We start from the raw sequence: 20,248 nt of genomic DNA, 5'->3' as shown, positions 1-20,248 counted from the left end.
GACAGTGTCATGTCTGAAAAAATGCTCGGCGTTCATTCTGAGACCGGAACGTTGCGTCAGGTTGTTGTTTGTCGCCCCGGATTGGCCCATCGTCGTTTGACGCCGGCTAATTGTCAGGAGCTTTTGTTTGATGATGTTTTTTGGGTCAAGCAGGCCCAAAAGGATCATGATGTCTTTGCCAGTATCATGCGCAACGAAGGTGTCGAAGTCCTTGATGTCAATGATCTGCTATCTGAAACGCTTGCCATCAAAGAAGCCCGTTCCTGGGTTCTTGATCATCGCATCACTGCCGATCAGATCGGTGTTGGCGCGCTTTCGGAATTGCGTGGCTGGATGGAAGATCTTCCGGCTGCAAGCCTTGCGGAACTCCTTCTGGGCGGGTTGACCGTCGATGAGTTGCCTTTTGAGCCGACCGGCTTGTTCGGCAGCTATCTGGGGCATCATGGTTTCATTTTACCGCCATTGCCCAATGCGCTGTTTACCCGCGACAACAGTGCCTGGATTTATGGCGGGGTTACCGTCAACCCGATGTTCTGGGCGGCACGGCGACCGGAAACATTGCTTAATACGGCAATATACAAATTTCATCCAAAATTTTCGGGAAAGACAAAGATCCACTGGGGCGATCCAACCCGCGATCATGGTCTGGCGACGCTGGAGGGCGGCGATATCATGCCGGTCGGGAATGGCACGGTGCTGGTTGGCATGGGCGAGCGATCTTCGCCACAGGCGGTGGGGCAACTTGCGCAGGCTTTGTTCCGCGATAACGTGGTTGAACGTGTCCTTGCCTTCCAGATTCCGAAATCACGTGCCGCCATGCATCTGGATACGATTTTCACCCTGTGCGGAGGGGATGTCGTGACGACGTTCAAGGAAGTCGCTGACGGTCTGGTTTGCTATGATATTCGTCCCGGTTCCGAAGCAGGCAAGCTGAACTTCCGTGTCGATCCGCGTCCCATCTTTGACATCGTTGCCGAGGTTCTTGGCTATAAATCCCTGCAAGTTGTCCCGACTGGCGGCAATAACGAAGCCGAACAGTCACGCGAACAATGGAACGACGGAAACAATGTTCTGGCCCTGCGTCCGGGCGTCGTCATCGGTTATGACCGAAACGACGATACCAATGCCGCCCTTGAAGCCGCAGGTATCAAGGTTCTTGCCATACCGGGCGCCGAATTGGGCCGGGGGCGCGGCGGCGGGCATTGCATGAGCTGCCCAACCATGCGTGATCCGGTGTAGGGGCCAGGCCCCAGGTTGCATAGAACGAAGGAGCCTGAAAATGGCATTTAATCTTAAAAACCGTAGCTTCCTGACCCTGAGCGATTTTTCCGGTGAGGAAATCAAGTTCCTGTTGAAGCTGGCGAAGGATTTGAAATCGGCTAAATATGCCGGCTACGAAGTTCCGACTTTGACCGGTAAGGACATTGCGCTGATTTTTGAAAAGGATTCCACGCGTACACGGGTCGGGTTCGAAGTTGCCGCCTATGATCAAGGCGCGCGCGTGACCTATCTTGGGCCAACCGGAAGCCATATTGGCCACAAGGAAAGCGTCAAGGATACGGCACGTGTTCTGGGCCGTATTTATGACGGGATCGAATATCGTGGTTTTGGGCAGAAAGTCGTGGAAACGCTTGCGCAATATGCGGGGGTTCCGGTTTTCAACGGGTTAACCGATGAATTCCATCCAACGCAAATTCTGGCAGATTTCCTGACCATGCAGGAGCATGTCGAAAAGCCGCTGCACCAAACCCGATATGCCTTTTTGGGCGATGCTGGCAACAATATGGGTAACAGCCTGTTGATTGGTGGTGCCAAGATGGGCATGGATGTACGCCTGTGTGCGCCCAAAAACTGCTGGCCGGTCGAAAGCATTCAGCAAGAAGCACGATCGGTTGCGCGTGAAACCGGGGCCAAGCTGACCCTCACTGAAAATGTTGACGAGGCGGTCAGGGACGTTGACTTCGTTTACACGGATGTCTGGGTTTCGATGGGGGAGCCCAAGGAAAAATGGGCCGAACGGATCAATATCCTGCGTCCGTATCAGGTGAACAAGGACGTTCTGGACAAAACGGGCAATCCGCATGTGCGCTTCATGCACTGTCTTCCAGCATTTCATGATACCACCACCAGTGTGGGGGCGGAAATCAAGGCAGAGTTCGGCCTTGATGCGATGGAAGTTACCGACGAGGTGTTCGAAAGCCCGGCATCGATTGTTTTTGATCAGGCTGAAAACCGGATGCATACGATCAAAGCCGTTTTGGTCGCAACACTGGGAGGATAACATGCTTGTTGTGGCAGCCCTTGGTGGGAATGCTCTGCTTAAACGCGGCGAACCCATGACGGCCAATACGCAGCGCGCCAATGTGCGGCGCGCTACCACGGTGCTGGCCCAAATCGTTCGCGATGGGCATCATCTTGTTCTGACGCATGGCAATGGGCCTCAGGTCGGTTTGCTGGCTTTGCAAGGTGCCGCATATCGTCCGGAAGAAGAATATCCACTTGACGTTCTGGGGGCTGAAACCGAAGGCATGATCGGATACATGATCGAGCAGGAATTGGAAAATGCGTTGAATCATGAACGGCCGGTTGCTGCTTTGCTGACACAGGTCGTTGTCGATAAAAAGGACCCGGCTTTTGCCCGTCCGACCAAATTCGTCGGCCCCGTATATGACAAGGAAGAGGCCGAAGAAAAGGCTGCCAAAGGCCATTGGACCATTGCGCAGGACGGCAATAAATGGCGTCGGGTCGTTCCCTCCCCAAAGCCGGTCGAAATACCTGACATCCCGGTTATTCAATTGCTTTTGAAGTATGGTGTTATTGTTATTTGCACGGGAGGGGGCGGTATTCCGGTGGTCTATCAAAAAGACGGCAGCCTGACCGGCATCGAAGCGGTCATCGACAAGGATGCCGCCAGTGCTCTTCTCGCCAAGGAGATCGGTGCCGATGCTTTGCTGCTGCTTACCGACGTGGACGGGGTTTACCGTGATTTCGGGACGCCAGATGCCTGTCGGATTGACAGGCTTTCCCCTGATGAGGCGCGCGCACTTTCATTGCCTGACGGGTCGATGGCCCCCAAGGTGACTGCGGCAGCCGATTTTGTCACGGCAGGGAGTATGGCCGGGATCGGTCGTCTTGAGGACGCAGGTCAAATTTTGAAGGAGCAGGCCGGAACTAGGATTTCGCTGTGAACCTGGTGCAACCATGATCGCGTGACAAAGCCTGAACGGGCTCTTCTTCGGAGAAGAAATCCATCTGGTTTGAGCCGGGCCGTTCTCTTTTGTTCAAATAACGTCGGCATGGCGCGGTACGTTGGTCACGAAACCGGGCAATGCTAGCCCATAGTAAAGGGCGGCAACGACCCTTGCAGCGGCGGCGGCGGGGTGCTAGTTTCCGCGCTGTAATTTCAGGTTCCGGCAGGCTGCCTGCCTGCCGGGTGTTTTGTCATTCCTTAAGAGAGACTTTCATCCATGTCGTCTTTGGATAAGGAAACAGTTCGCAGGATCGCCTTTCTGTCGCGTATCAACGTGTCCGAAGAAGGGCTTGGCGAACTGGCGGGAGATTTGACCCGTATCCTCGATTTCGTCGAGGAACTGCAAGAAGTTGATGTCGAGGGTTGTGATCCCCTGACGTCGGTTGCCGATCTGACCCTGCCGATGCGCAAGGACGAAGTCACCGATGGCAATATCCAGCAAAAAGTGCTGTCAAACGCACCGATGACCGATGCTGGCTGTTTTGTTGTGCCGAAGGTGGTTGAATAATGACTGATCTGACAAATCTGACGCTTGCCGAAGCCCGTGACGGGCTGGCAAAGGGCGATTACACGTCGGTCGAACTGACCGAAGCCCACATCAAATCGATGGAAGCGCACCGTAATCTGAACGCTTACATCACCGAAACCCCGGACAAGGCCATCGACATGGCCAAGGCTTCCGATGCCAAGCGCGCCAAGGGTGACGCGGGCAAAATGGAAGGCCTGCCGATTGCGATCAAGGATCTGTTCTGCACCGAAGGTGTCCAGACGACCGCAGCCTCGCACATTCTTGAGGGGTTCAAACCGGAATATGAATCCACCGTCACCACCAACCTGTTCAATAACGGCGCGGTGATGCTCGGCAAGGCCAACCTTGATGAATTCGCCATGGGGTCGTCCAATACGTCGTCCTATTACGGCAATGTCATCAACCCGTGGAAGGGTAAGGATGGCAAGGATCTGGTTCCGGGTGGTTCATCTGGTGGTTCGGCGGCTGCTGTTGCTGCGGGCATGGCGCTGGCGGCGACCGGTACCGATACCGGCGGCTCGATCCGTCAACCGGCATCCTATTGCGGTATTGTCGGCCTGAAGCCAACCTATGGCCGTTGCTCGCGCTGGGGCATTGTCGCCTTTGCAAGCTCGCTTGATCAGGCTGGTCCGATGACCAAAACCGTTCGCGACGCTGCGATCATGCTGGGCGCAATGGCCGGACACGATGCCAAGGACAGCACATCCGCCCCGGTTGTGGTTCCTGATTTCGAGGCCGCCCTGACGGGTGACATTCGCGGCATGAAAATCGGTATTCCGAAAGAATACCGTGTCGATAACATGCCCGAAGAAATCAACAAGCTGTGGGATAACGGTATTGCGATGCTGCGCGATGCGGGTGCCGAAGTGGTCGATGTGACCCTGCCGCACACCAAATACGCGCTTGGCACCTATTATATCGTTGCCCCGGCCGAGGCATCCTCGAACCTTGCGCGTTATGACGGCCTGCGTTACGGCCAGCGGGTCATGGACGAAGGCGACAGCCTCGACGACATGTATATGAAGTCCCGTGCGGCCGGTTTCGGCAAGGAAGTCCAGCGCCGCATCATGATCGGCACCTATGTGCTGTCGGCTGGTTACTATGACGCCTATTACAACAAGGCGCTCAAGGTCCGTCGTCGCATTTACGAGGATTTCGCAACCGCATTTGGCACTGTTGACGCCATTCTGGCACCGACCGCCCCGTCGGCGGCCTTTGCGATTGGCGATAACGAAGACGATCCGGTCAAAATGTATTTGAACGACGTCTTTACCGTTCCGGCAAGTCTTGCGGGTCTTCCGGGTCTGTCCGTTCCGACGGGCCTGTCTACCGAAGGTCTGCCGCTTGGTTTGCAGCTGATTGGTAAACCGTTTGACGAAGAAACCGTTCTGCGTGTCGGTGGCGTGCTTGAAGCTGCCGCCAACTTTACCGCGAAACCGGCCGGGCAGGAGGGCTGATCCATGACCTATATCATCGAAGGTTCAACCGGCCCTTGGGAAATTGTTGTCGGTCTGGAAGTTCACTGTCAGGTGGTTTCCAAATCCAAACTGTTTTCCGGTGCATCGACCACATTCGGTAACGATCCGAACACCAATGTCAGCCTTGTTGACGCGGCCATGCCGGGCATGTTGCCCGTGATCAACGAGGAATGTGTGCGGCAAGCCGTCAAGACCGGCCTTGGCCTCAAAGCCAGGATCAATCTTGAAAGCGTCTTTGCACGCAAGAACTACTTCTATGCCGATCTGCCGCAGGGCTATCAGATTTCACAGTTCGACAAACCGATTGTCGGCGAGGGGACCATTATTCTCGACATGCCTGATGGCTCGACCAAATCGGTTGGCATTGAACGCCTGCATCTTGAACAGGATGCCGGTAAATCGATGCACGATCAGGACCCGAAATATTCGCATATCGATTTGAACCGTTCAGGCGTTGCCCTGATGGAAATCGTGTCCAAGCCTGATATCCGTACCCCGGAAGAAGCCGGTGCCTACCTGACCAAGTTGCGCGCGATTGTACGTTACCTTGGCACATGCGATGGCAACATGAACGAAGGTTCGATGCGTTGCGATGCCAACGTTTCGGTCCGTCGTCCGGGTGCCGAATTTGGCACGCGTTGCGAAATCAAGAACGTCAACTCCATCCGTTATGTGATGCAGGCGATCGAGATCGAAGCAAAGCGTCAGGTCGAAGTCATCGAAGCCGGTGGCGAAATCGTTCAGGAAACCCGTCTTTACGATCCGCGTCTGGGTGAAACCCGTTCGATGCGGTCCAAGGAAATGGCACATGATTACCGCTATTTCCCGGACCCGGATCTGCTGCCGCTAGTATTCGATCAGGCATTCGTTTCCGAAATCGAAAAGACCCTGCCGGAACTCCCGGACGAGAAAAAAGCTCGCTTCATGCGTGAAAACGGCCTATCGGCTTATGATGCCGGTGTTCTCGTCGCCGATCAGGAAAAGGCCGCCTATTACGAAGTCGTTGCCAAGGGCCGCGACGGCAAACTTGCCGCGAACTGGGTGATCACCAACCTGTTTGGTGCGCTCAACAAGCTGGAAGTTCCCGTCACCGAAAGCCCGGTTACGGCCGAAAATCTCGGCAAACTTCTGGACCTGATTTCGGATGACACCATTTCGGGCCGTATCGCCAAGGACGTCTTTGAAATCATGATCGAAACCGGCAATGACCCGGAAAAGATCGTGGAAGAAAAAGGTCTGAAGCAGATCACAGATACCGGTGCGATTGAAACAGCAATCGACGAAGTCATTGCGGCCAACCCGGACAAGGTTCAGGAAATCCGCGACGGCAAGGACCGCATGCTGGGCTGGTTCGTTGGCCAGGTCATGAAATCCACGGGTGGCAAAGCCAACCCGGGCATGGTCAACCAGATGCTCCGCGACAAAATCCTCGGCTGATTTCAATCATCAGAAGATGTGCAAAAGCCGCCCGTTTCGATTTGAAACAGGCGGCTTTTTGTTGAGTTCTATGTGTCGCTAATCATCTTCAACGTTAATGAGCCAAATGTTGCCTGAAGATTTCATAAAACATATTTTTGTAGAATTGGGAGGCACCTGAGCTTTTTGTCGTTAAATCACAGATTTGCTGCCTGTAAGAGTAGGTTCAGGTTTCTTGGAGATGGCTCAATACCCCGATCTCTTTCTGCTTGCAGCATTTCATAGCTTAGAACAATAACGCGAGCCGCCTCCGATATGCTCCATGTCCTATTGTTTTGTGAGCGATAGGATTCAATTTCCTCGAGAATCATGCGTATTAAATCGGGGTCAATCACGCGCGCTTGATCCAGCACTTCGCTTCTCAACATACTGCCCCTTCCTGTCAGCAGCCAGCTTGCGTCTATGCCCTTATCAACCAGTACAGCCAAAGATGATGCTTTTGGTTCATTTTTGTCCAGCTCGTAACGTTCCCACGATTTGCGTGTAAGTCCGGCAAGGGCTGCTGCTTCCGATGCACTAAGCCCTATATGCTTTCTTGCCTCTCTTATTCGCTCACTAAGGTTGGTTATCATAACTGCTGTTCCTGTATGGAATTGGAGTGTGAAGAATCAAAAAAACATGAACCTTTGATTTATTTAGATTCTCAAAATTTATACTTTTGAGTTTAATGGTCTAAAAAAATACCACTAAAGGTGTTTTTTCTTGATTTTGGTTCATTTTTGTACCACTGTTTCTCTGTCTTTGATGGTGTGTGCAGAGTGAACTTCAGTGCCAAACTGAAATGATCGCCTGTATCCGTGCATAAGCGATGTTTTGCCCGTGCGATATTTGGCATTCGCGATCTATCTGCGTTTGACTGTTAACTTTCCGACTGGGGTGTTGGTTAATCTCAAGCAAAGTGTGAGACGTGATTATACGCAGCTTGGCGAAGTGCTCAGGATGATCGTCGCACAGTGTTTATTTCCTGTAAGCATTCTGAAACCTTAGAAATCTTCGTAATGACTTGAGGCAATTTCGCATATTTCATCTCAAGTTGCGTGCTGGCAGGTCATGTTCATTCAAAGCCATTGATTGCATGGGACAATTTTGCTCAGAGCGAAACAGTTTCCTCTGATTGCTGCGTGAAATGAATTCATTCTTTTGTATCAAGGCTCCCTCTAGATGTGTGGTTCTTTTTTGGGGGAGCAATACTAAAGGATAGTTATTGGGGTGTGGGGTAGTAATATGGGGCTTCTAAAGCGAATTAAAATTGCCATCAAAGTTGCTGGCGGTTTTGGCGTGATGTTGGTTTTGATGATCACGGTGTCGGCGATCTGCGTCATTGCATTGATGGATGCAGACAGTAACTTCAACGAGTATCGGCAGATTGCACTGCAATCAAACCAAGCTTCACGTGTTCAGGCCAATATGCTTGAAGCTCGTGTCTCGGTTTTGAGTTTTCAGATGAGGCCGTCTCCTGAAGCACTTGAAAACGCAAATCAAAGATTGGAAACAACCAAAAAGCTTAACGCCGAATTTTTATCTCTTGTTAAAGACCCTGACTATCTCGAAAGTGCGAAAGCTGTGGATCAGGATATTGCGGCGTATGCTGCGGCGGTTCGTGCGTTAAGCGCAACCAAGGATCCTGCGGAACAACAACGTATCGCTGAATCTACCTTGAACGTTCTGGGGCCAAAGGTCGCAAGCGACATCGAAGAACTCAAACTGTCCTTCAAAGCCAAACAGGACGAGATTGGTCCTAGAGCAAAAGCAGAAAACGCTTTTGCCATTTCGCTTGCCGCAATTATTTCTGCAATTGCTGTGGTGGTCGGTTTGGCAGCAGCGTGGCTGATCGGTGTTGGTATTTCGCGTCCGATTATTACCATTACAAACGCGATGCGGGTTCTTGCCGGAGGCGACAAAACCGTCGATATCCCCGGACAGGATCACAAGGATGAAATTGGTGATATGGCCAAGGCGGTGCTCGTGTTTAAAGAAAACATGATCAAGGCAGAGGAACTGGCCGCCCAGGAAGTCGAAGCCCAGAAACAGCGTGAATCCCGCGCCAGGTTGATCGAAAAACTGACCGGTGATTTTGAAGGTGATGTATCGGTCGTTCTGAAAACGGTCTCGGATGCAGCGACCGAAATGCAGCATACTGCAACGTCAATGACGGCAACCGCAGAAGAAACCAGTCGTCAGTCAACGGTGGTTGCTGCGGCGGCCGAGCAGGCATCAAATAATGTTCAAACCGTTGCCAGCGCATCCGAAGAACTAAGTGCATCGATCTCTGAAATCAGCCACCAGGTTACACAGTCATCCCGTGTGGCGGATAAGGCTGTTGTGGAAGCGCAAAGTACGAATGCACAGGTTCGTGGACTTGCAGAAGCGGCTCAGAAAATTGGTGATGTCGTCGGTTTGATCAGTGATATTGCGGCACAGACCAATCTTTTGGCTCTGAATGCCACGATCGAGGCTGCCCGCGCAGGTGAAGCAGGCAAAGGTTTTGCCGTTGTCGCGGCCGAGGTGAAAAACCTTGCTAATGCGACCTCCAAGGCCACCGAGGAAATTACCAATCAGATAACCGCAATCCAAAGCGAAACAGAGGGCGCTGTTGTTGCCATTGATTCCATCGGAACAACCATCACCGAAATCAGTGAAATTGCATCGGCAATAGCCAGTGCGGTTGAACAGCAAGGTGCCGCAACCGATGAAATCAATCGGAACGTACAGGAGGCTTCTGCGGGTACCGGCGAAGTAACGGCCAATATTCACGGTGTCAACCAAGCCGCGGCATCAACCGGGGCTGCGGCCGAGCAAGTTCTTTCTGCCTCAAATAATATGTCTCAGCAGGCAGATATCCTGCTTCAGAAAGTCGAAGCTTTCTTGTCGGCGGTAAAGGCTGCTTAGGCTGTCTGCTCCGTTTCGCCAAGGCTCGGGCGCTGATATGGCATCATGAATGCCAACCGATCTTGTTTCGGCGTTATCTTTCAATGGTTAAGTCCGATTTAGCATGCGGGCTTAACCATTTTTCTATGTGCAATTTGCTTGGTGCCCGATGAAGTGATCCTGATGTTCCATTTTTTTGCAAGCTCAGAGGCGAAATATTTTCCTACGTGCCCGCAGTCCGGTAATCGCGTGGTGATGCGCCAAGGATGCGTTTGAACATGTTGCTGAACGCGGCGGGATTGTCATAGCCAAGGTCCATCGCAATCGTTGTCACGGCTTCACCGGCGGCCAGTCTTGGCAGGGCGGCAAGGATGCAGGCCTGTTGACGCCATTCAACAAAGCTTGATCCGGTTTCCTTGCGAAACTGCCGGGTAAAGCTTCGGCGGCTCATGCCCAGATGATGGCACCAGTCATCGATGGTTTCATGCGGGGTCGGAGATGCCAGAAAGGCACGGCATTTTTCCCGTAATGCGGCCTGTTCCGGTAGCGGAAGCGACAGTGGCAGGACCGGCAACCGTTTGATTTCATGTTCAATCAGCGCCATCAGTGTACCATCACGACCCGCCATGTCATATTCCGCCGGGACGGCAACCGCTTCGATCAGTAAATGACGCATCAGCGATGAAATGCCGACCACCTTGCACTGGTTGTCTGTCGCGCCCAGCCGGTCCGGGCGCAGATAAAGCGAGCGCATTTTGACATCGCCAAACAGGCGGACCTCGTGGATGACCCCGGCGGGGATCAGCATGCCGCGCTGGGGTGGCATCATCCATGCGCCGTGCGGGGTTGATGCCATCAAAACCCCGGTCATGCCATATAGCAACTGATCGCGATCATGGCGATGGGCGGCAATCACATGACCATCGGGATAATCCGTCCCCAATGCGATAATCGGTCTTGGAACTTCGCGAAATGATGACATCGATGCCTGTCTTGCGTGATTGGCCCAGTCTCGTAATAAATTGACCCTAACGCGGTGGTGGGCCGTTTTGCAATTTTTATAATGATGATCAACGCACCAAGGCGTGCGTTTAATGTCATTTCAACGAGGTCCCCGATGAACGAAGCCGTTCTCAACCGACCGCAAGTCTCCCGAACCGTTTTGCCGGTTCTGGGTGCGGCCAGTTTCTGCCATTTGCTGAACGATATGATCCAGTCGCTATTTGTCGCGGCTTATCCGGTGTTCAGGGGCGGCTTTGATCTATCGTTTGCGCAGCTCGGTCTATTGACCCTGACCTATCAGGTGACGGCATCACTGTTGCAGCCCTTTATCGGCCATTTCACCGACCGTCGGCCGCAACCTTATTCCCTGCCGTTTGGTATGGGGATGTCGATGGCGGGGCTTCTGGTTCTGTCCTCGGCAACCAGTTTTGCGATGCTGCTTGTGGGCAGTGCGATGCTCGGCGTGGGATCATCGATCTTTCACCCGGAATCCTCGCGTCTGGCGCGTCTGGCATCGGGCGGGGCGCATGGCTTTGCGCAGTCGCTGTTTCAGGTGGGCGGCAATGTCGGTTCAGCCATCGGGCCGTTGCTGGTGGTCGCAGTGGTTTTGCCGCACGGACAGGGCAGTCTGGCATGGTTTGCCTTTGCTGCATTGGCCGGTGTTGTGATCCTGACGCTGCTCGGGCGTTGGTATAAACGCAACGGCCATGCCGTGCGGCGCCCGCGTGTTGTTCATCTGGCGGCAAATCTTCCGGCCCGACGCCAGGTGATTGGTGGCCTTCTGGTTCTGTTATGTCTGATGCTGTCGAAATGGTTCTATCTTGCCAGCTTCACCAGCTATTACGTGTTTTACCTCATGGAAAAATTCCCGCTCTCCGAAGGCGATGCGCAGATTTATCTGTTCATTTTCCTGGCTTCGGTCGCGGCAGGAACCCTGATCGGCGGATCGGTGGGCGACCGGATTGGTCGCAAAAAAGTGATCTGGGGATCGATCCTTGGAGCACTGCCCTTCGCACTGATCCTGCCTTATGTTGGATTGGGGGCGACCGTGATGCTCTCGATTGCCATCGGTCTGATCCTGTCATCGGCATTTTCGGCGATTGTGGTCTATGCGCAGGAACTTGTGCCGGGACGTATTGGCATGATTTCCGGGCTGTTCTTTGGCCTGGCCTTTGGGCTTGGCGGGATTGGTGCGGCCATTCTTGGCGTGATGGCTGATCATTTCGGGCTGGGGCTGGTCTATCAGGTTTGCGCATGGTTACCGGCCATTGGTTTCCTTGCGATTTTCCTGCCTGATATCGAACATGTCGACAAAGCCTGAATGCGGGAAACCGAAACGCAGAAGACCGCCCATCGGGGCGGCCTTCCGCGTGGATATCTTGATCGATCAGGCCAGTTCGCGGGCCGGATAACCGGCATCGTCAATGGCGGCGATCAGGGCTGCGACATCGGGATTGCCGGTCACGGTTACTTCGCCCTTTGCAAGGTCGATATCGGCTTTTTCAACGCCCGAAACGCCCTCGACAGCTTTGGTAACAGTGGCAGCGCAATGGCCGCAGCTCATTTCATCGACTTTCAGTTTCAGCATTCCGGTTGCTCCGTCAGGTTGGATTCGATAATCCGACTATGGGGCTTCCAGTTGCTGGAAGGTCAAGCGATTATTTACCAAGCAGTTTGATAACCTCATCTGCGGCCGCATCGCTGGATGCAGGGTTCTGGCCAGTTACCAGTTTGCCATCGACAGCCGCATGGGACGCCCACATGTCAGCGCGTTCATAAAGGCCGCCCTGTTTGGTGAATTCGTCCTCAATCAGAAGCGGTACGACCTTTTCAAGGCCGACGGCCTTTTCTTCGTCATTGGTGAAACCGGTGACTTTTTTGCCCGCAACCAGCGGCTTGCCGTCTTTGGTTTTGGCATTCACGAATGCCGCCGGGCCGTGGCAGACGGCGGCAACCGGTTTGTCCTGTGCGACAAATGCCTCGATCAGTGCGATGGATTTGACATCTGTTGCCAGATCCCAAAGCGGCCCGTGACCGCCGGGATAAAACAGCGCGTCGTAATCATCGGCTTTCAGGCCATCAAGCGTCACGGTATTGGCGAATGCTTTTTGCGCTTCCTCATCACCTTCAAACCGTTTGGTCGCTTCGGTCAGGGCATCGGGAACCTGACTGTTGGGATCAAGCGGCGGCTGACCGCCCTTGGGGGAAGCTAGCGTGATATCGGCACCGGCATCGCGGAACCGGAAATAGGGGGCGGCAAGTTCTTCCAGCCAGATACCGGTTTTATGGCCGGTATCGCCCATTTTGTCATGCGACGTCACAATCATCAGAATACGCATCGTTTTGGTCCTTGCTATGTGAATAGGATTTGCACCAAGGATAGGATGCTGATCTAATTTGCGCCAGATCGAAGAATTGGACAGATTGTCAAATTAAATGAGCGCATGAAATGTCAGCACTGGATGAAGTTCGGGCGATGATGATTTTCGCCCGCGTGGTCGAGGATGGAGGGTTTTCTGCCGCGGCGCGCAAGATGGGGCTGAGCCGTGCTGCGGTGTCTCATCAGATCAGGCAGCTTGAAGCCAAGCTTGGCGTGCCGTTGCTTCGGCGCAGCACCCGCAATTTCAGTCTGACCGATGCCGGGACGCGTTATTACGACAGCTGCCGGACGATTGCGCTGGAGGCCGAGGCCGCCCGCAAACGGGTCGAAATCCTGCGTGACGAGCCGGTCGGCAAAATATCGATCACTTCATCGGTGCATCTGGGCACGCTTCGCATCGTGCCGATCCTTGACCGGTTTCGTCAAACCTATCCCGGGGTGGCGATTGATGTTCATCTGTCTGACGAGGTTGTCGATCTGATCGGGCGGGGGATTGATATCGGCATCCGGTCCGGGCCGCTTAAAAGCTCGGAGCTCAAAAGCTTCAAGCTCTATCAGACCCACCGGATCATTGCGGCGTCGTCGGGGTATGTTGCACGGGTGGGCTTGCCCGAAACCCCCGAACAGCTCGCCGATCATGACTGGGTGATGTATAGCCGGGTTCCTGAATCCCTGCGCCTGATCTGCGATGATCAGGAAAAATCCATTCGGGTATCGGGTAGTGTCCGGGTTGATAATGCAACCGCCCGTCTGCAATTCCTGCGCGGCGGGCACGGGCTTGCGGTTGTGCCGTTTTGCGATATTGCCGATGAAATTGAGCGCGGCGATGTCGTGCATGTTCTGCCGAACTGCAAACTGCCCGATCTTGAAGTTTTTGCCGTGTTTCCCGCCGGTGTGACGCGCAGTGCCAAAATCCAGTCGCTGCTTGATTTCATGCGCCGCGAATTGCGTGACATCGATATTGGCCGCAATGGCGGATAACTGGTTTGGGTGCCGTTGTCATATTGATCAATCCCGATTGATCGGCTATTCCCCAATAACGATTTTCGGGGGAAACCATGGCCAAGCTGTTCTTTTATTATTCGTCGATGAATGCGGGCAAATCGACGACGCTTTTGCAATCGAGCTTCAACTATCAGGAACGCGGCATGCAGACGCTTCTGCTGACCGTGGCGTTTGATGATCGGTTTGGTGTTGGCAAGATCGCATCGCGCATTGGCCTTGAAGCCCCGGCCGTCTTGTTTGACGGCAATACCGACCTGTGCGCCCTGATCCGAGAAAAGCTGGATGAAGGCCGGATTGATTGCGTGCTGGTGGACGAGGCGCAGTTTCTGACCAAGGATCAGGTCTGGCAGCTTTCCGATGTCGCCGACAAGCTTGGCGTGCCGGTGCTGTGTTATGGCATCCGTACCGATTTTCAGGGGCAGCTTTTTGAAGGTTCGAAATGGCTTCTGGCCTGGGCGGACAAGCTAAGCGAACTTAAGACAATCTGTCATTGCGGACGCAAGGCCGGGATGGTTCTGCGCGTTGATGAAAACGGCAATACGGTGCGCGAGGGGGCCCAGGTCGAAATCGGTGGCAATGATCGCTATGTCTCGGTCTGCCGACAGCATTTCAAGGAAGCGATGGGCAAATAAGCCGCCCGAATCCCTATTTTTCACAAAAAATGTTTAATCACATCGATTATTCATTTTTACTCAGGAATAAATCAGGGACGTGATTTCCGGTGCGATCAGCGTGTAAGCCACCAGCCACATCACCGCACAGGTGACCCCATCAATGATTTTCCACGTGATCGGCCGCGCCACATAGGGGGCCAGCCACGCCGCGCCCAGCGCGATGGCAAAGAACCAGACGAAGCTTGCGCTCATCGCGCCAAGCGCAAAGGTCAGCCGTTCGTCGGCGGGGAATTGCCCGCCAATCCCGCCCAGCATGACAACGGTATCAAGATATACATGCGGGTTCAGGAGGGTCACGGCAAGCGTCGTCGACAGAACTGCCTTCCAGCCCGCCTGCCTGACATCGCTTTCTGACAGGGTTTCGGTTTCAAACAGACGCCTGAGCGCTGCAAACCCGTACCAGATCAGGAAGGCCGCACCGCCCCACGCCGCGATTTTGGTCAGGATCGGGTAGTTGGCAACCAACGTTCCCAGACCGGCAACACCGGCTGCGATCAGGATGGTATCACATAGCGCGCAGACAAATGCCACCATCACCGGATGGTTGCGACGCAACCCTTGCCCGAGAACAAAGGCATTCTGCGCGCCAATGGCAATGATCAGTCCGCCGCCAAGGCCAAATCCGGTCGCAAAGGTCAGAAGCATTTTTCATCCCGCAAAATCGCTGTTGATGGGGCAGGGATAGCAGTTTTAAGAAATAAGAAAATCGAATTATCATGATATAGTATTAGTAAATTTTATGGCAGGAGTGCGCGAGGCAGCGTATGGCCTGCCCTGGTATCGTTTGGCTCGCAAGCTTGTTTAAGCAGCATGGAAGCATCGTCGTGACGACAGGTGATATACCCTGATGGGGGCGATACATCTTTGGTGGTAGGCGATACATCGATGAAGGGGATGCGTGGCTGGTGGATGAGGCGGGGATAATAAAATGATCGATTACAAGCTGTTGCAGGCCAGTGCCGAGGTGATCCGGCATGGCAGTTTCGAAAAGGCGGCGCGTGATCTTGGTCTGACGCAGTCGGCGATATCGCAGCGGGTCAAGTTGCTGGAAGACCGGCTGGGGCAGCCATTGATCATCCGGTCTAAACCGATTGCCGCGACCGATGCCGGAAAGCGGCTTTTGCAGCATTATCAGCGGGTCAGTCTGCTTGAGCAGGAATTATATGAGGAATTACCAAAGCTGCATTCGGCCAACCGGTTTGGCCAGATCGCGATTGCGGTGAATGCCGACAGTCTGGCGACATGGTTTGTCAATGTGCCCAAGAAGCTGTTTGATGAGCTTGACCTGCTGGTGCATCTGACGGTCGAGGACGAGGCACTTAATCACGAGGCACTTCAGGCCGGAACGGTGTTGGGCGCGGTCAGTTTGCGGCCCGATCCGATACAGGGATGCCGGGTGCGGCCATTGGGCTCGATGCGCTATATCATGGTGGTATCGCCGGAATTCCGTGACCGGTATTTTGCCGATGGGGTCACGGCGGATGCGTTGCGATCCTGCCCGGCGGTAAATTTTTCGCGCCATGACGAATTGCAAAACCAGTTTTTAAACCGGTATTTCGGATTGGTGCCGGGCGAGTTTCCGGCCCATACAGTGCCAAGTTCACAAGGGTTTGTGACTGTGGCCGAGCAGGGTATTGCCTATGCCGTGGTCGAGGAACATCAGGCAGCAGGAGGTTTGCAGAGTGGACGGCTGGTACAGCCATGCCCGCATTTGATTGAGCGGCCGCTTTATTGGCATCACTGGAACATGCAAAGCGGGTTGCTGTCGCAGGTGAACGAGATTGTTCTGGGCGAAGCGCGCCATTATTTGCCCAAAATCGGGAACTAAACGGTTGGGATCGCGTTTGTTTTCGGGTTTGGCGATATGGCATGCCGACCCATCGGCTTTGCCAATCGGATTTGACAGGGGATGAATTCTGCCGCTTACTCATATGACTTCCAGATTGTGCGCTAATACCTTATGGAAACAGGAAGATTGAATGTCGCATCGCCTTGTTGCCTGTGAACATTGCGATTACCTGCATGTCGAAGACGACATTCCACCGGGCTTTGTGGCACGTTGCATCCGGTGCGGGTCGCCCTTGTATCAGGCGCAGAAGGGTACGGTTGAACGGCCTCTGGCCTTTGCCATTACGGCACTTGTCCTGTTTCTGATTGCCAATTCATTTCCGATCTTGACCTTTGCCATGGAAGGACGCACCGAAAGCAATACGTTGCTGAGCGGGGTTGTGACCTTCTGGCAGGAGGGGTTCCCGTTTCTGGCCTTTATGGTCGCGTTGACGTCGATTGCTGCCCCGCTGATGCTGGTCGGGGCTTATATCTATGTGCTGGCGCCGCTTTATTTCGGGTTCGTGGTGCCGGGTTTGCGCGCAGTCTGGCGTGTTTTGGCTGTTATTCGGCCCTGGTCGATGCTTGATGTGTTTCTGATCGGACTTCTGGTCGCGCTGACGAAGCTGACGGATTTTGCCGATGTCATTGCGGGGCCAGCCTTTTATGCAGTTTGTTTTCTGATCCCGACGACATTGCTGATGAGCACGACGCTGGATCCAAGGACGATCTGGCGGCGACTGGCGCCGGAAAATTTGCGTTATGCGATGTTAGAGGATCTGGAAGAATTGCGTGCCGGTACCGCGCAGGAAAAGGCAACGGGCTGGATGACCTGCGAGACCTGTGCGTTTGTCGTAACGGACAGTGCCGCACGGGAAACCGGGGGCAAATGCCCGCGTTGCGGGACGCATCTGCATCATCGCAAGTCGGGCAGCCTGTCGCGGGCCTGGGCACTGCTGGTGACGGCGGTCGTTTTGTATATCCCGGCCAACATTTTTCCGATCATGACGATCACCTATCTGGGGCGGGCGGAATCCGATACGATCCTTTCCGGGGTGGTGGTGCTGCTGCAATCCGGGCAATGGCCGATTGCCATTGTTGTCTTCACAGCCAGTATCGTAGTGCCGATCATGAAGATTGTGCTGCTGGGCTGGGTTTATGCCGCAACGGGTCTGGGGCTTGCCGGGCCGCTTCGCGAACGGACATTGATCTATCGCGTGACCGAACTGATCGGGCGCTGGTCGATGATCGACGTGTTTATGGTGTCGATACTGGCAGCACTTGTGAAATTGGGTAACATAGCAACCGTTGTACCGGGCTTTGGTGCTGTGGCCTTCTGTGCCGTGGTCATTCTGACCATGCTGTCGGCAATGGCATTTGATCCGCGGCTGATCTGGGATCGGGCGGGAATGCAAAAGGAACAGGGGATGTCATCATGACGGACGACACCAGCCGGAATGCCGGTCAGGGGCAGCCAGGCAGGCCCGATGTGAAAAAGGCATTTCAGAACCTGCCGGTCATCTGGATCGTGCCGATTGTCGCGTTGATCATCGGCGGTTGGCTTTTGTGGCGCGATGCGGCAGCCAAAGGACCAGAAGTTACCGTGACGTTCGAAACGGCCGAGGGACTGACCGCGGGCAAAACCGCCGTGCGGTATCGTGATGTTGATGTCGGACAGGTTACCGAAATCAATCTGAGCGAGGATTTCGGGCATGTGGTTCTGACGATGCGGATGAATTCGGATTTTGAACCCTATCTGACCGATAAAACCAAATTCTGGGTGGTACGCCCGCGCGTTTCCGCACAGGGGATTTCCGGCCTTCAGACCATCGTTTCAGGGGCTTATATCGAAGCGGTTCCAGACAGGTCTGGCCAAGAGGCCCGCGAGTTTACCGGATCGGAAGAACCGGAATATGTGCCTGATGGATCGGACGGAACACGGTTTATCCTGATGGCGGAGGAACTTGGTTCAGTCGCGTCGGGAACGCCGGTTCTTCTGCGCGGGGTAGAGGTTGGCGAGGTCCTTGATACCAATCTGGATTCCGCGGCCGAAAAGGTGTCGATCCCGATCTATGTCCGCAAGCCGTTTGATGGATTGGTCAAGCGCGATACGCGTTTCTGGAATTCCAGCGGCATCAGTCTTGATCTGAATGCGGAAGGCGTATCGGTGCGTGCCCAATCTGTTCGATCAGTTTTGGCCGGTGGCATCAATTTCTATACGCCTGACGAAAGCCTGAATTCGGAAACAGCGAAACCCGATACGGTGTTCCGGTTAAATGACAGCCGTAAACAGGCGGAAATTCTGGCGTATGGCATCACGCAGAAATACATGCTGTATTTCGATTCCTCTGTACGCGGGCTTTCGCCCGGCGCGCCGGTTGAATTCAATGGCATTCGCGTCGGCACGGTCAACAGCGTCAATCTGGAATATGTCGTTCCCAATCAATCGTTCCGGGTGCCTGTTGAAGTGACGCTGGAGCCCGAACGGGTGCAAATGGTCGGCAATCAGGACACCGCCGATGTCGATTATGCGAAGATCATGGATGTTCTGGTCGAACGTGGTTTGCGGGCACGTCTGAAAACCGGGAGCTTTATAACCGGCCAGCTGTTTGTTGATCTGGGCATGTATCCGGTGACACCGCCCCGCTATCTGGGCGATGCGCAGGGGAAAATTCCAGAATTGCCGACATTGCCGCAAAAGATCGATGAGATCAGCAATTCCCTGTCCTCGTTGCTTGAAAAGGTTGAAACATTCCCGATTGAGGAAATCGGCATTCGACTGTTGGGGACTGTCGAGGGGATGGAGAACATTGTTACATCGCCTGCGATCATTGAGAGCATGGATAGCCTGAAACAGGCAGCTGCCGGGGTGAACCAGCTTGTGACGAACCTTGATACCAGCGTGTTGCCAGCCACTCAGAAGGCGCTGGAATCCGCGCAGGTTGCACTTGGCGGTGTACGTGACGTGACATCGCCGAATTCGCCGATCCGCTATAATTTTGAGGAAACTCTGAAAGAGCTCTCGGCGGCAGCCAGGTCGTTGCGGGATCTGGCCGATTTCCTTGAACAAAATCCGAATGCTCTGATCCTGGGCAAACCGGGCCGCCGGGAGGAAGAATGATGCGGGAAATGCAAATCAAACTGAAAACAACGGCGACAATTCGCAAGCGACTGATCGCGGGGGTGTTCTTGGCATCGCTTGGCTTCCTGTCCGCGTGCAGCACACCGGTTCAGGAACGTTATTATCTGTTATCCCCCGACGATGTTGCAGCCCCATCGGGGGCCACCCGAACGGCGGTGATGGGGGTGGGACCGATTACCATCCCAAGCCATCTTGATCGCAGCCAGATTGTGACGCGCAGAAGTGACAACCGGCTGGTGATCAACCAGTTTGATCGCTGGGCCGAGCCGCTGGATGAAAACATTCAGCGGGTGTTGATCGAAAACCTTGACCATCGGTTGAGCCCGCAGCGGATCGAGACATTCCCGTGGAACTCGCGCGACGGGGTTGTCTGGCAGATCGTGGTCGATCTGGGACAGTTCGAACGTCAGCCGGACGGTTCGGTGCAGATCGCAGCGCGCTGGAAAATTGTCAATTTCAATTCGGGTGAAACCGCCGTATCCGAACGGTTTACCGATTCCGTGGTTCCCAAGGATACAACAACCGAGGCAACGGTTGCAGCCATGAGTGTCCTTTTGGGACGGCTTAGTGATTCTATTGCCCGGTCGTATCGCTGAGTTCTCGTCAAAGCAGAACTT

General features: G+C 54.2%; 19 protein-coding genes. 14 read left to right on the top strand and 5 right to left on the bottom strand.

The window, feature by feature from the left end; genetic code table 11:
* Positions 1-9 precede the first annotated feature (9 nt).
* The 6 genes from BC440_RS11260 to gatB all read left to right on the top strand — a co-directional run bounded on the left by BC440_RS11260 (position 10) and on the right by gatB (position 6,694).
* Entirely contained in the window at positions 10-1,239 is a 1,230-nt protein-coding gene (locus BC440_RS11260) for an arginine deiminase (protein WP_071240171.1), read from the top strand.
* Positions 1,240-1,279: 40 nt separating this feature from the next.
* Complete coding sequence (argF, locus tag BC440_RS11255) at positions 1,280-2,281, top strand: ornithine carbamoyltransferase (protein ID WP_071240170.1); 1,002 nt, start codon at positions 1,280-1,282, stop codon at positions 2,279-2,281.
* A 1-nt stretch (position 2,282) separates the two neighbouring features.
* The gene (gene arcC, locus BC440_RS11250; RefSeq protein ID WP_071240169.1) at positions 2,283-3,188 is read left to right on the top strand and encodes a carbamate kinase; all 906 of its coding nucleotides are present in this window, start codon (positions 2,283-2,285) and stop codon (positions 3,186-3,188) included.
* Positions 3,189-3,467: 279 nt separating this feature from the next.
* Positions 3,468-3,758 (top strand): Asp-tRNA(Asn)/Glu-tRNA(Gln) amidotransferase subunit GatC, encoded by a 291-nt coding sequence (gene gatC, locus BC440_RS11245; RefSeq protein ID WP_007089905.1) that lies wholly within the window; start codon positions 3,468-3,470, stop codon positions 3,756-3,758.
* Entirely contained in the window at positions 3,758-5,236 is a 1,479-nt protein-coding gene (gene gatA / locus BC440_RS11240; protein WP_071240168.1) for an Asp-tRNA(Asn)/Glu-tRNA(Gln) amidotransferase subunit GatA, read from the top strand. Before gatC ends, gatA begins: the two co-directional genes overlap by 1 nt.
* Before the next feature lie 3 nt (positions 5,237-5,239).
* The gene (gatB, locus tag BC440_RS11235; RefSeq protein ID WP_037987559.1) at positions 5,240-6,694 is read left to right on the top strand and encodes an Asp-tRNA(Asn)/Glu-tRNA(Gln) amidotransferase subunit GatB; all 1,455 of its coding nucleotides are present in this window, start codon (positions 5,240-5,242) and stop codon (positions 6,692-6,694) included.
* A 176-nt stretch (positions 6,695-6,870) separates the two neighbouring features.
* On the opposite strand, the gene BC440_RS11230 is transcribed toward gatB, so the two are convergent.
* Positions 6,871-7,305: a helix-turn-helix transcriptional regulator gene (locus BC440_RS11230; RefSeq protein WP_071240167.1), complete on the bottom strand. Its 435-nt coding sequence runs from the start codon at positions 7,303-7,305 to the stop codon at positions 6,871-6,873.
* Positions 7,306-7,957: 652 nt separating this feature from the next.
* On the opposite strand from BC440_RS11230, the gene BC440_RS11225 reads away from it, so the two are divergent.
* Positions 7,958-9,622, top strand: coding sequence for a methyl-accepting chemotaxis protein (locus BC440_RS11225; RefSeq protein ID WP_071240166.1), 1,665 nt, complete (start codon positions 7,958-7,960; stop codon positions 9,620-9,622).
* Between the two features lie 202 nt (positions 9,623-9,824).
* Here the strand turns inward: BC440_RS11225 and BC440_RS11220 are convergent, their stop codons facing one another.
* The gene (locus BC440_RS11220) at positions 9,825-10,583 is read right to left on the bottom strand and encodes a helix-turn-helix transcriptional regulator (protein ID WP_071240165.1); all 759 of its coding nucleotides are present in this window, start codon (positions 10,581-10,583) and stop codon (positions 9,825-9,827) included.
* A gap of 135 nt (positions 10,584-10,718) precedes the next feature.
* On the opposite strand from BC440_RS11220, the gene BC440_RS11215 reads away from it, so the two are divergent.
* A complete protein-coding gene (locus BC440_RS11215) occupies positions 10,719-11,924 on the top strand; it encodes an MFS transporter (RefSeq protein ID WP_071240164.1) in 1,206 nt (401 codons plus the stop codon).
* A 66-nt stretch (positions 11,925-11,990) separates the two neighbouring features.
* Here the strand turns inward: BC440_RS11215 and BC440_RS11210 are convergent, their stop codons facing one another.
* Both BC440_RS11210 and BC440_RS11205 read right to left on the bottom strand, forming a co-directional pair.
* The gene (locus tag BC440_RS11210; protein ID WP_007089898.1) at positions 11,991-12,191 is read right to left on the bottom strand and encodes a heavy metal-associated domain-containing protein; all 201 of its coding nucleotides are present in this window, start codon (positions 12,189-12,191) and stop codon (positions 11,991-11,993) included.
* Between the two features lie 70 nt (positions 12,192-12,261).
* On the bottom strand, positions 12,262-12,942 hold the full coding sequence (locus BC440_RS11205) for a type 1 glutamine amidotransferase domain-containing protein (protein WP_071240163.1): 681 nt from the start codon (positions 12,940-12,942) through the stop codon (positions 12,262-12,264).
* A 110-nt stretch (positions 12,943-13,052) separates the two neighbouring features.
* Here BC440_RS11205 and BC440_RS11200 point away from each other — a divergent pair, with 110 nt between their 5' ends.
* Positions 13,053-13,964, top strand: coding sequence for a LysR family transcriptional regulator (locus tag BC440_RS11200; protein WP_071240162.1), 912 nt, complete (start codon positions 13,053-13,055; stop codon positions 13,962-13,964).
* Between the two features lie 77 nt (positions 13,965-14,041).
* Positions 14,042-14,620 carry a thymidine kinase gene (locus tag BC440_RS11195; protein WP_071240161.1) on the top strand — a complete coding sequence of 193 codons (579 nt, stop codon included), beginning with the start codon at positions 14,042-14,044 and terminating at the stop codon, positions 14,618-14,620.
* Between the two features lie 60 nt (positions 14,621-14,680).
* Here BC440_RS11195 and BC440_RS11190 read toward each other — a convergent pair whose 3' ends face one another.
* The gene (locus BC440_RS11190; protein ID WP_071240160.1) at positions 14,681-15,307 is read right to left on the bottom strand and encodes a LysE/ArgO family amino acid transporter; all 627 of its coding nucleotides are present in this window, start codon (positions 15,305-15,307) and stop codon (positions 14,681-14,683) included.
* Between the two features lie 283 nt (positions 15,308-15,590).
* Here BC440_RS11190 and BC440_RS11185 point away from each other — a divergent pair, with 283 nt between their 5' ends.
* The 4 genes from BC440_RS11185 (at position 15,591) to BC440_RS11170 (ending at position 20,227) form a co-directional block, all read left to right on the top strand.
* Positions 15,591-16,490: a LysR family transcriptional regulator ArgP gene (locus tag BC440_RS11185; protein WP_071240159.1), complete on the top strand. Its 900-nt coding sequence runs from the start codon at positions 15,591-15,593 to the stop codon at positions 16,488-16,490.
* 151 nt (positions 16,491-16,641) lie between these two features.
* Positions 16,642-17,928, top strand: a complete 1,287-nt coding sequence (locus BC440_RS11180; protein WP_071240158.1) for a paraquat-inducible protein A — start codon at positions 16,642-16,644, stop codon at positions 17,926-17,928.
* Positions 17,925-19,610: an MlaD family protein gene (locus BC440_RS11175; protein ID WP_037987548.1), complete on the top strand. Its 1,686-nt coding sequence runs from the start codon at positions 17,925-17,927 to the stop codon at positions 19,608-19,610. The genes BC440_RS11180 and BC440_RS11175 overlap by 4 nt, the downstream gene beginning before the upstream one ends.
* Positions 19,607-20,227: a PqiC family protein gene (locus BC440_RS11170; protein WP_071240157.1), complete on the top strand. Its 621-nt coding sequence runs from the start codon at positions 19,607-19,609 to the stop codon at positions 20,225-20,227. The genes BC440_RS11175 and BC440_RS11170 overlap by 4 nt, the downstream gene beginning before the upstream one ends.
* The last annotated feature ends 21 nt before the right edge of the window (positions 20,228-20,248 follow it).

Source organism: Thalassospira sp. MIT1004 (genome assembly GCF_001858545.1).
GTDB classification, from domain to species: Bacteria; Pseudomonadota; Alphaproteobacteria; order Rhodospirillales; family Thalassospiraceae; genus Thalassospira; species Thalassospira xiamenensis.
This window is presented reverse-complemented; position numbering and strand designations above follow the sequence as displayed.

What these genes read in the sequence shown, in the direction of transcription:
- BC440_RS11260 (WP_071240171.1), top strand. Translation starts at nt 10, where the DNA reads ATGTCTGAAAAAATGCTCGGCGTTCATTCTGAGACCGGAACGTTGCGT.
- argF (WP_071240170.1), top strand. Translation starts at nt 1,280, where the DNA reads ATGGCATTTAATCTTAAAAACCGTAGCTTCCTGACCCTGAGCGATTTT.
- arcC (WP_071240169.1), top strand. Translation starts at nt 2,283, where the DNA reads ATGCTTGTTGTGGCAGCCCTTGGTGGGAATGCTCTGCTTAAACGCGGC.
- gatC (WP_007089905.1), top strand. Translation starts at nt 3,468, where the DNA reads ATGTCGTCTTTGGATAAGGAAACAGTTCGCAGGATCGCCTTTCTGTCG.
- gatA (WP_071240168.1), top strand. Translation starts at nt 3,758, where the DNA reads ATGACTGATCTGACAAATCTGACGCTTGCCGAAGCCCGTGACGGGCTG.
- gatB (WP_037987559.1), top strand. Translation starts at nt 5,240, where the DNA reads ATGACCTATATCATCGAAGGTTCAACCGGCCCTTGGGAAATTGTTGTC.
- BC440_RS11230 (WP_071240167.1), bottom strand. Translation starts at nt 7,305, where the DNA reads ATGATAACCAACCTTAGTGAGCGAATAAGAGAGGCAAGAAAGCATATA.
- BC440_RS11225 (WP_071240166.1), top strand. Translation starts at nt 7,958, where the DNA reads ATGGGGCTTCTAAAGCGAATTAAAATTGCCATCAAAGTTGCTGGCGGT.
- BC440_RS11220 (WP_071240165.1), bottom strand. Translation starts at nt 10,583, where the DNA reads ATGTCATCATTTCGCGAAGTTCCAAGACCGATTATCGCATTGGGGACG.
- BC440_RS11215 (WP_071240164.1), top strand. Translation starts at nt 10,719, where the DNA reads ATGAACGAAGCCGTTCTCAACCGACCGCAAGTCTCCCGAACCGTTTTG.
- BC440_RS11210 (WP_007089898.1), bottom strand. Translation starts at nt 12,191, where the DNA reads ATGCTGAAACTGAAAGTCGATGAAATGAGCTGCGGCCATTGCGCTGCC.
- BC440_RS11205 (WP_071240163.1), bottom strand. Translation starts at nt 12,942, where the DNA reads ATGCGTATTCTGATGATTGTGACGTCGCATGACAAAATGGGCGATACC.
- BC440_RS11200 (WP_071240162.1), top strand. Translation starts at nt 13,053, where the DNA reads ATGTCAGCACTGGATGAAGTTCGGGCGATGATGATTTTCGCCCGCGTG.
- BC440_RS11195 (WP_071240161.1), top strand. Translation starts at nt 14,042, where the DNA reads ATGGCCAAGCTGTTCTTTTATTATTCGTCGATGAATGCGGGCAAATCG.
- BC440_RS11190 (WP_071240160.1), bottom strand. Translation starts at nt 15,307, where the DNA reads ATGCTTCTGACCTTTGCGACCGGATTTGGCCTTGGCGGCGGACTGATC.
- BC440_RS11185 (WP_071240159.1), top strand. Translation starts at nt 15,591, where the DNA reads ATGATCGATTACAAGCTGTTGCAGGCCAGTGCCGAGGTGATCCGGCAT.
- BC440_RS11180 (WP_071240158.1), top strand. Translation starts at nt 16,642, where the DNA reads ATGTCGCATCGCCTTGTTGCCTGTGAACATTGCGATTACCTGCATGTC.
- BC440_RS11175 (WP_037987548.1), top strand. Translation starts at nt 17,925, where the DNA reads ATGACGGACGACACCAGCCGGAATGCCGGTCAGGGGCAGCCAGGCAGG.
- BC440_RS11170 (WP_071240157.1), top strand. Translation starts at nt 19,607, where the DNA reads ATGATGCGGGAAATGCAAATCAAACTGAAAACAACGGCGACAATTCGC.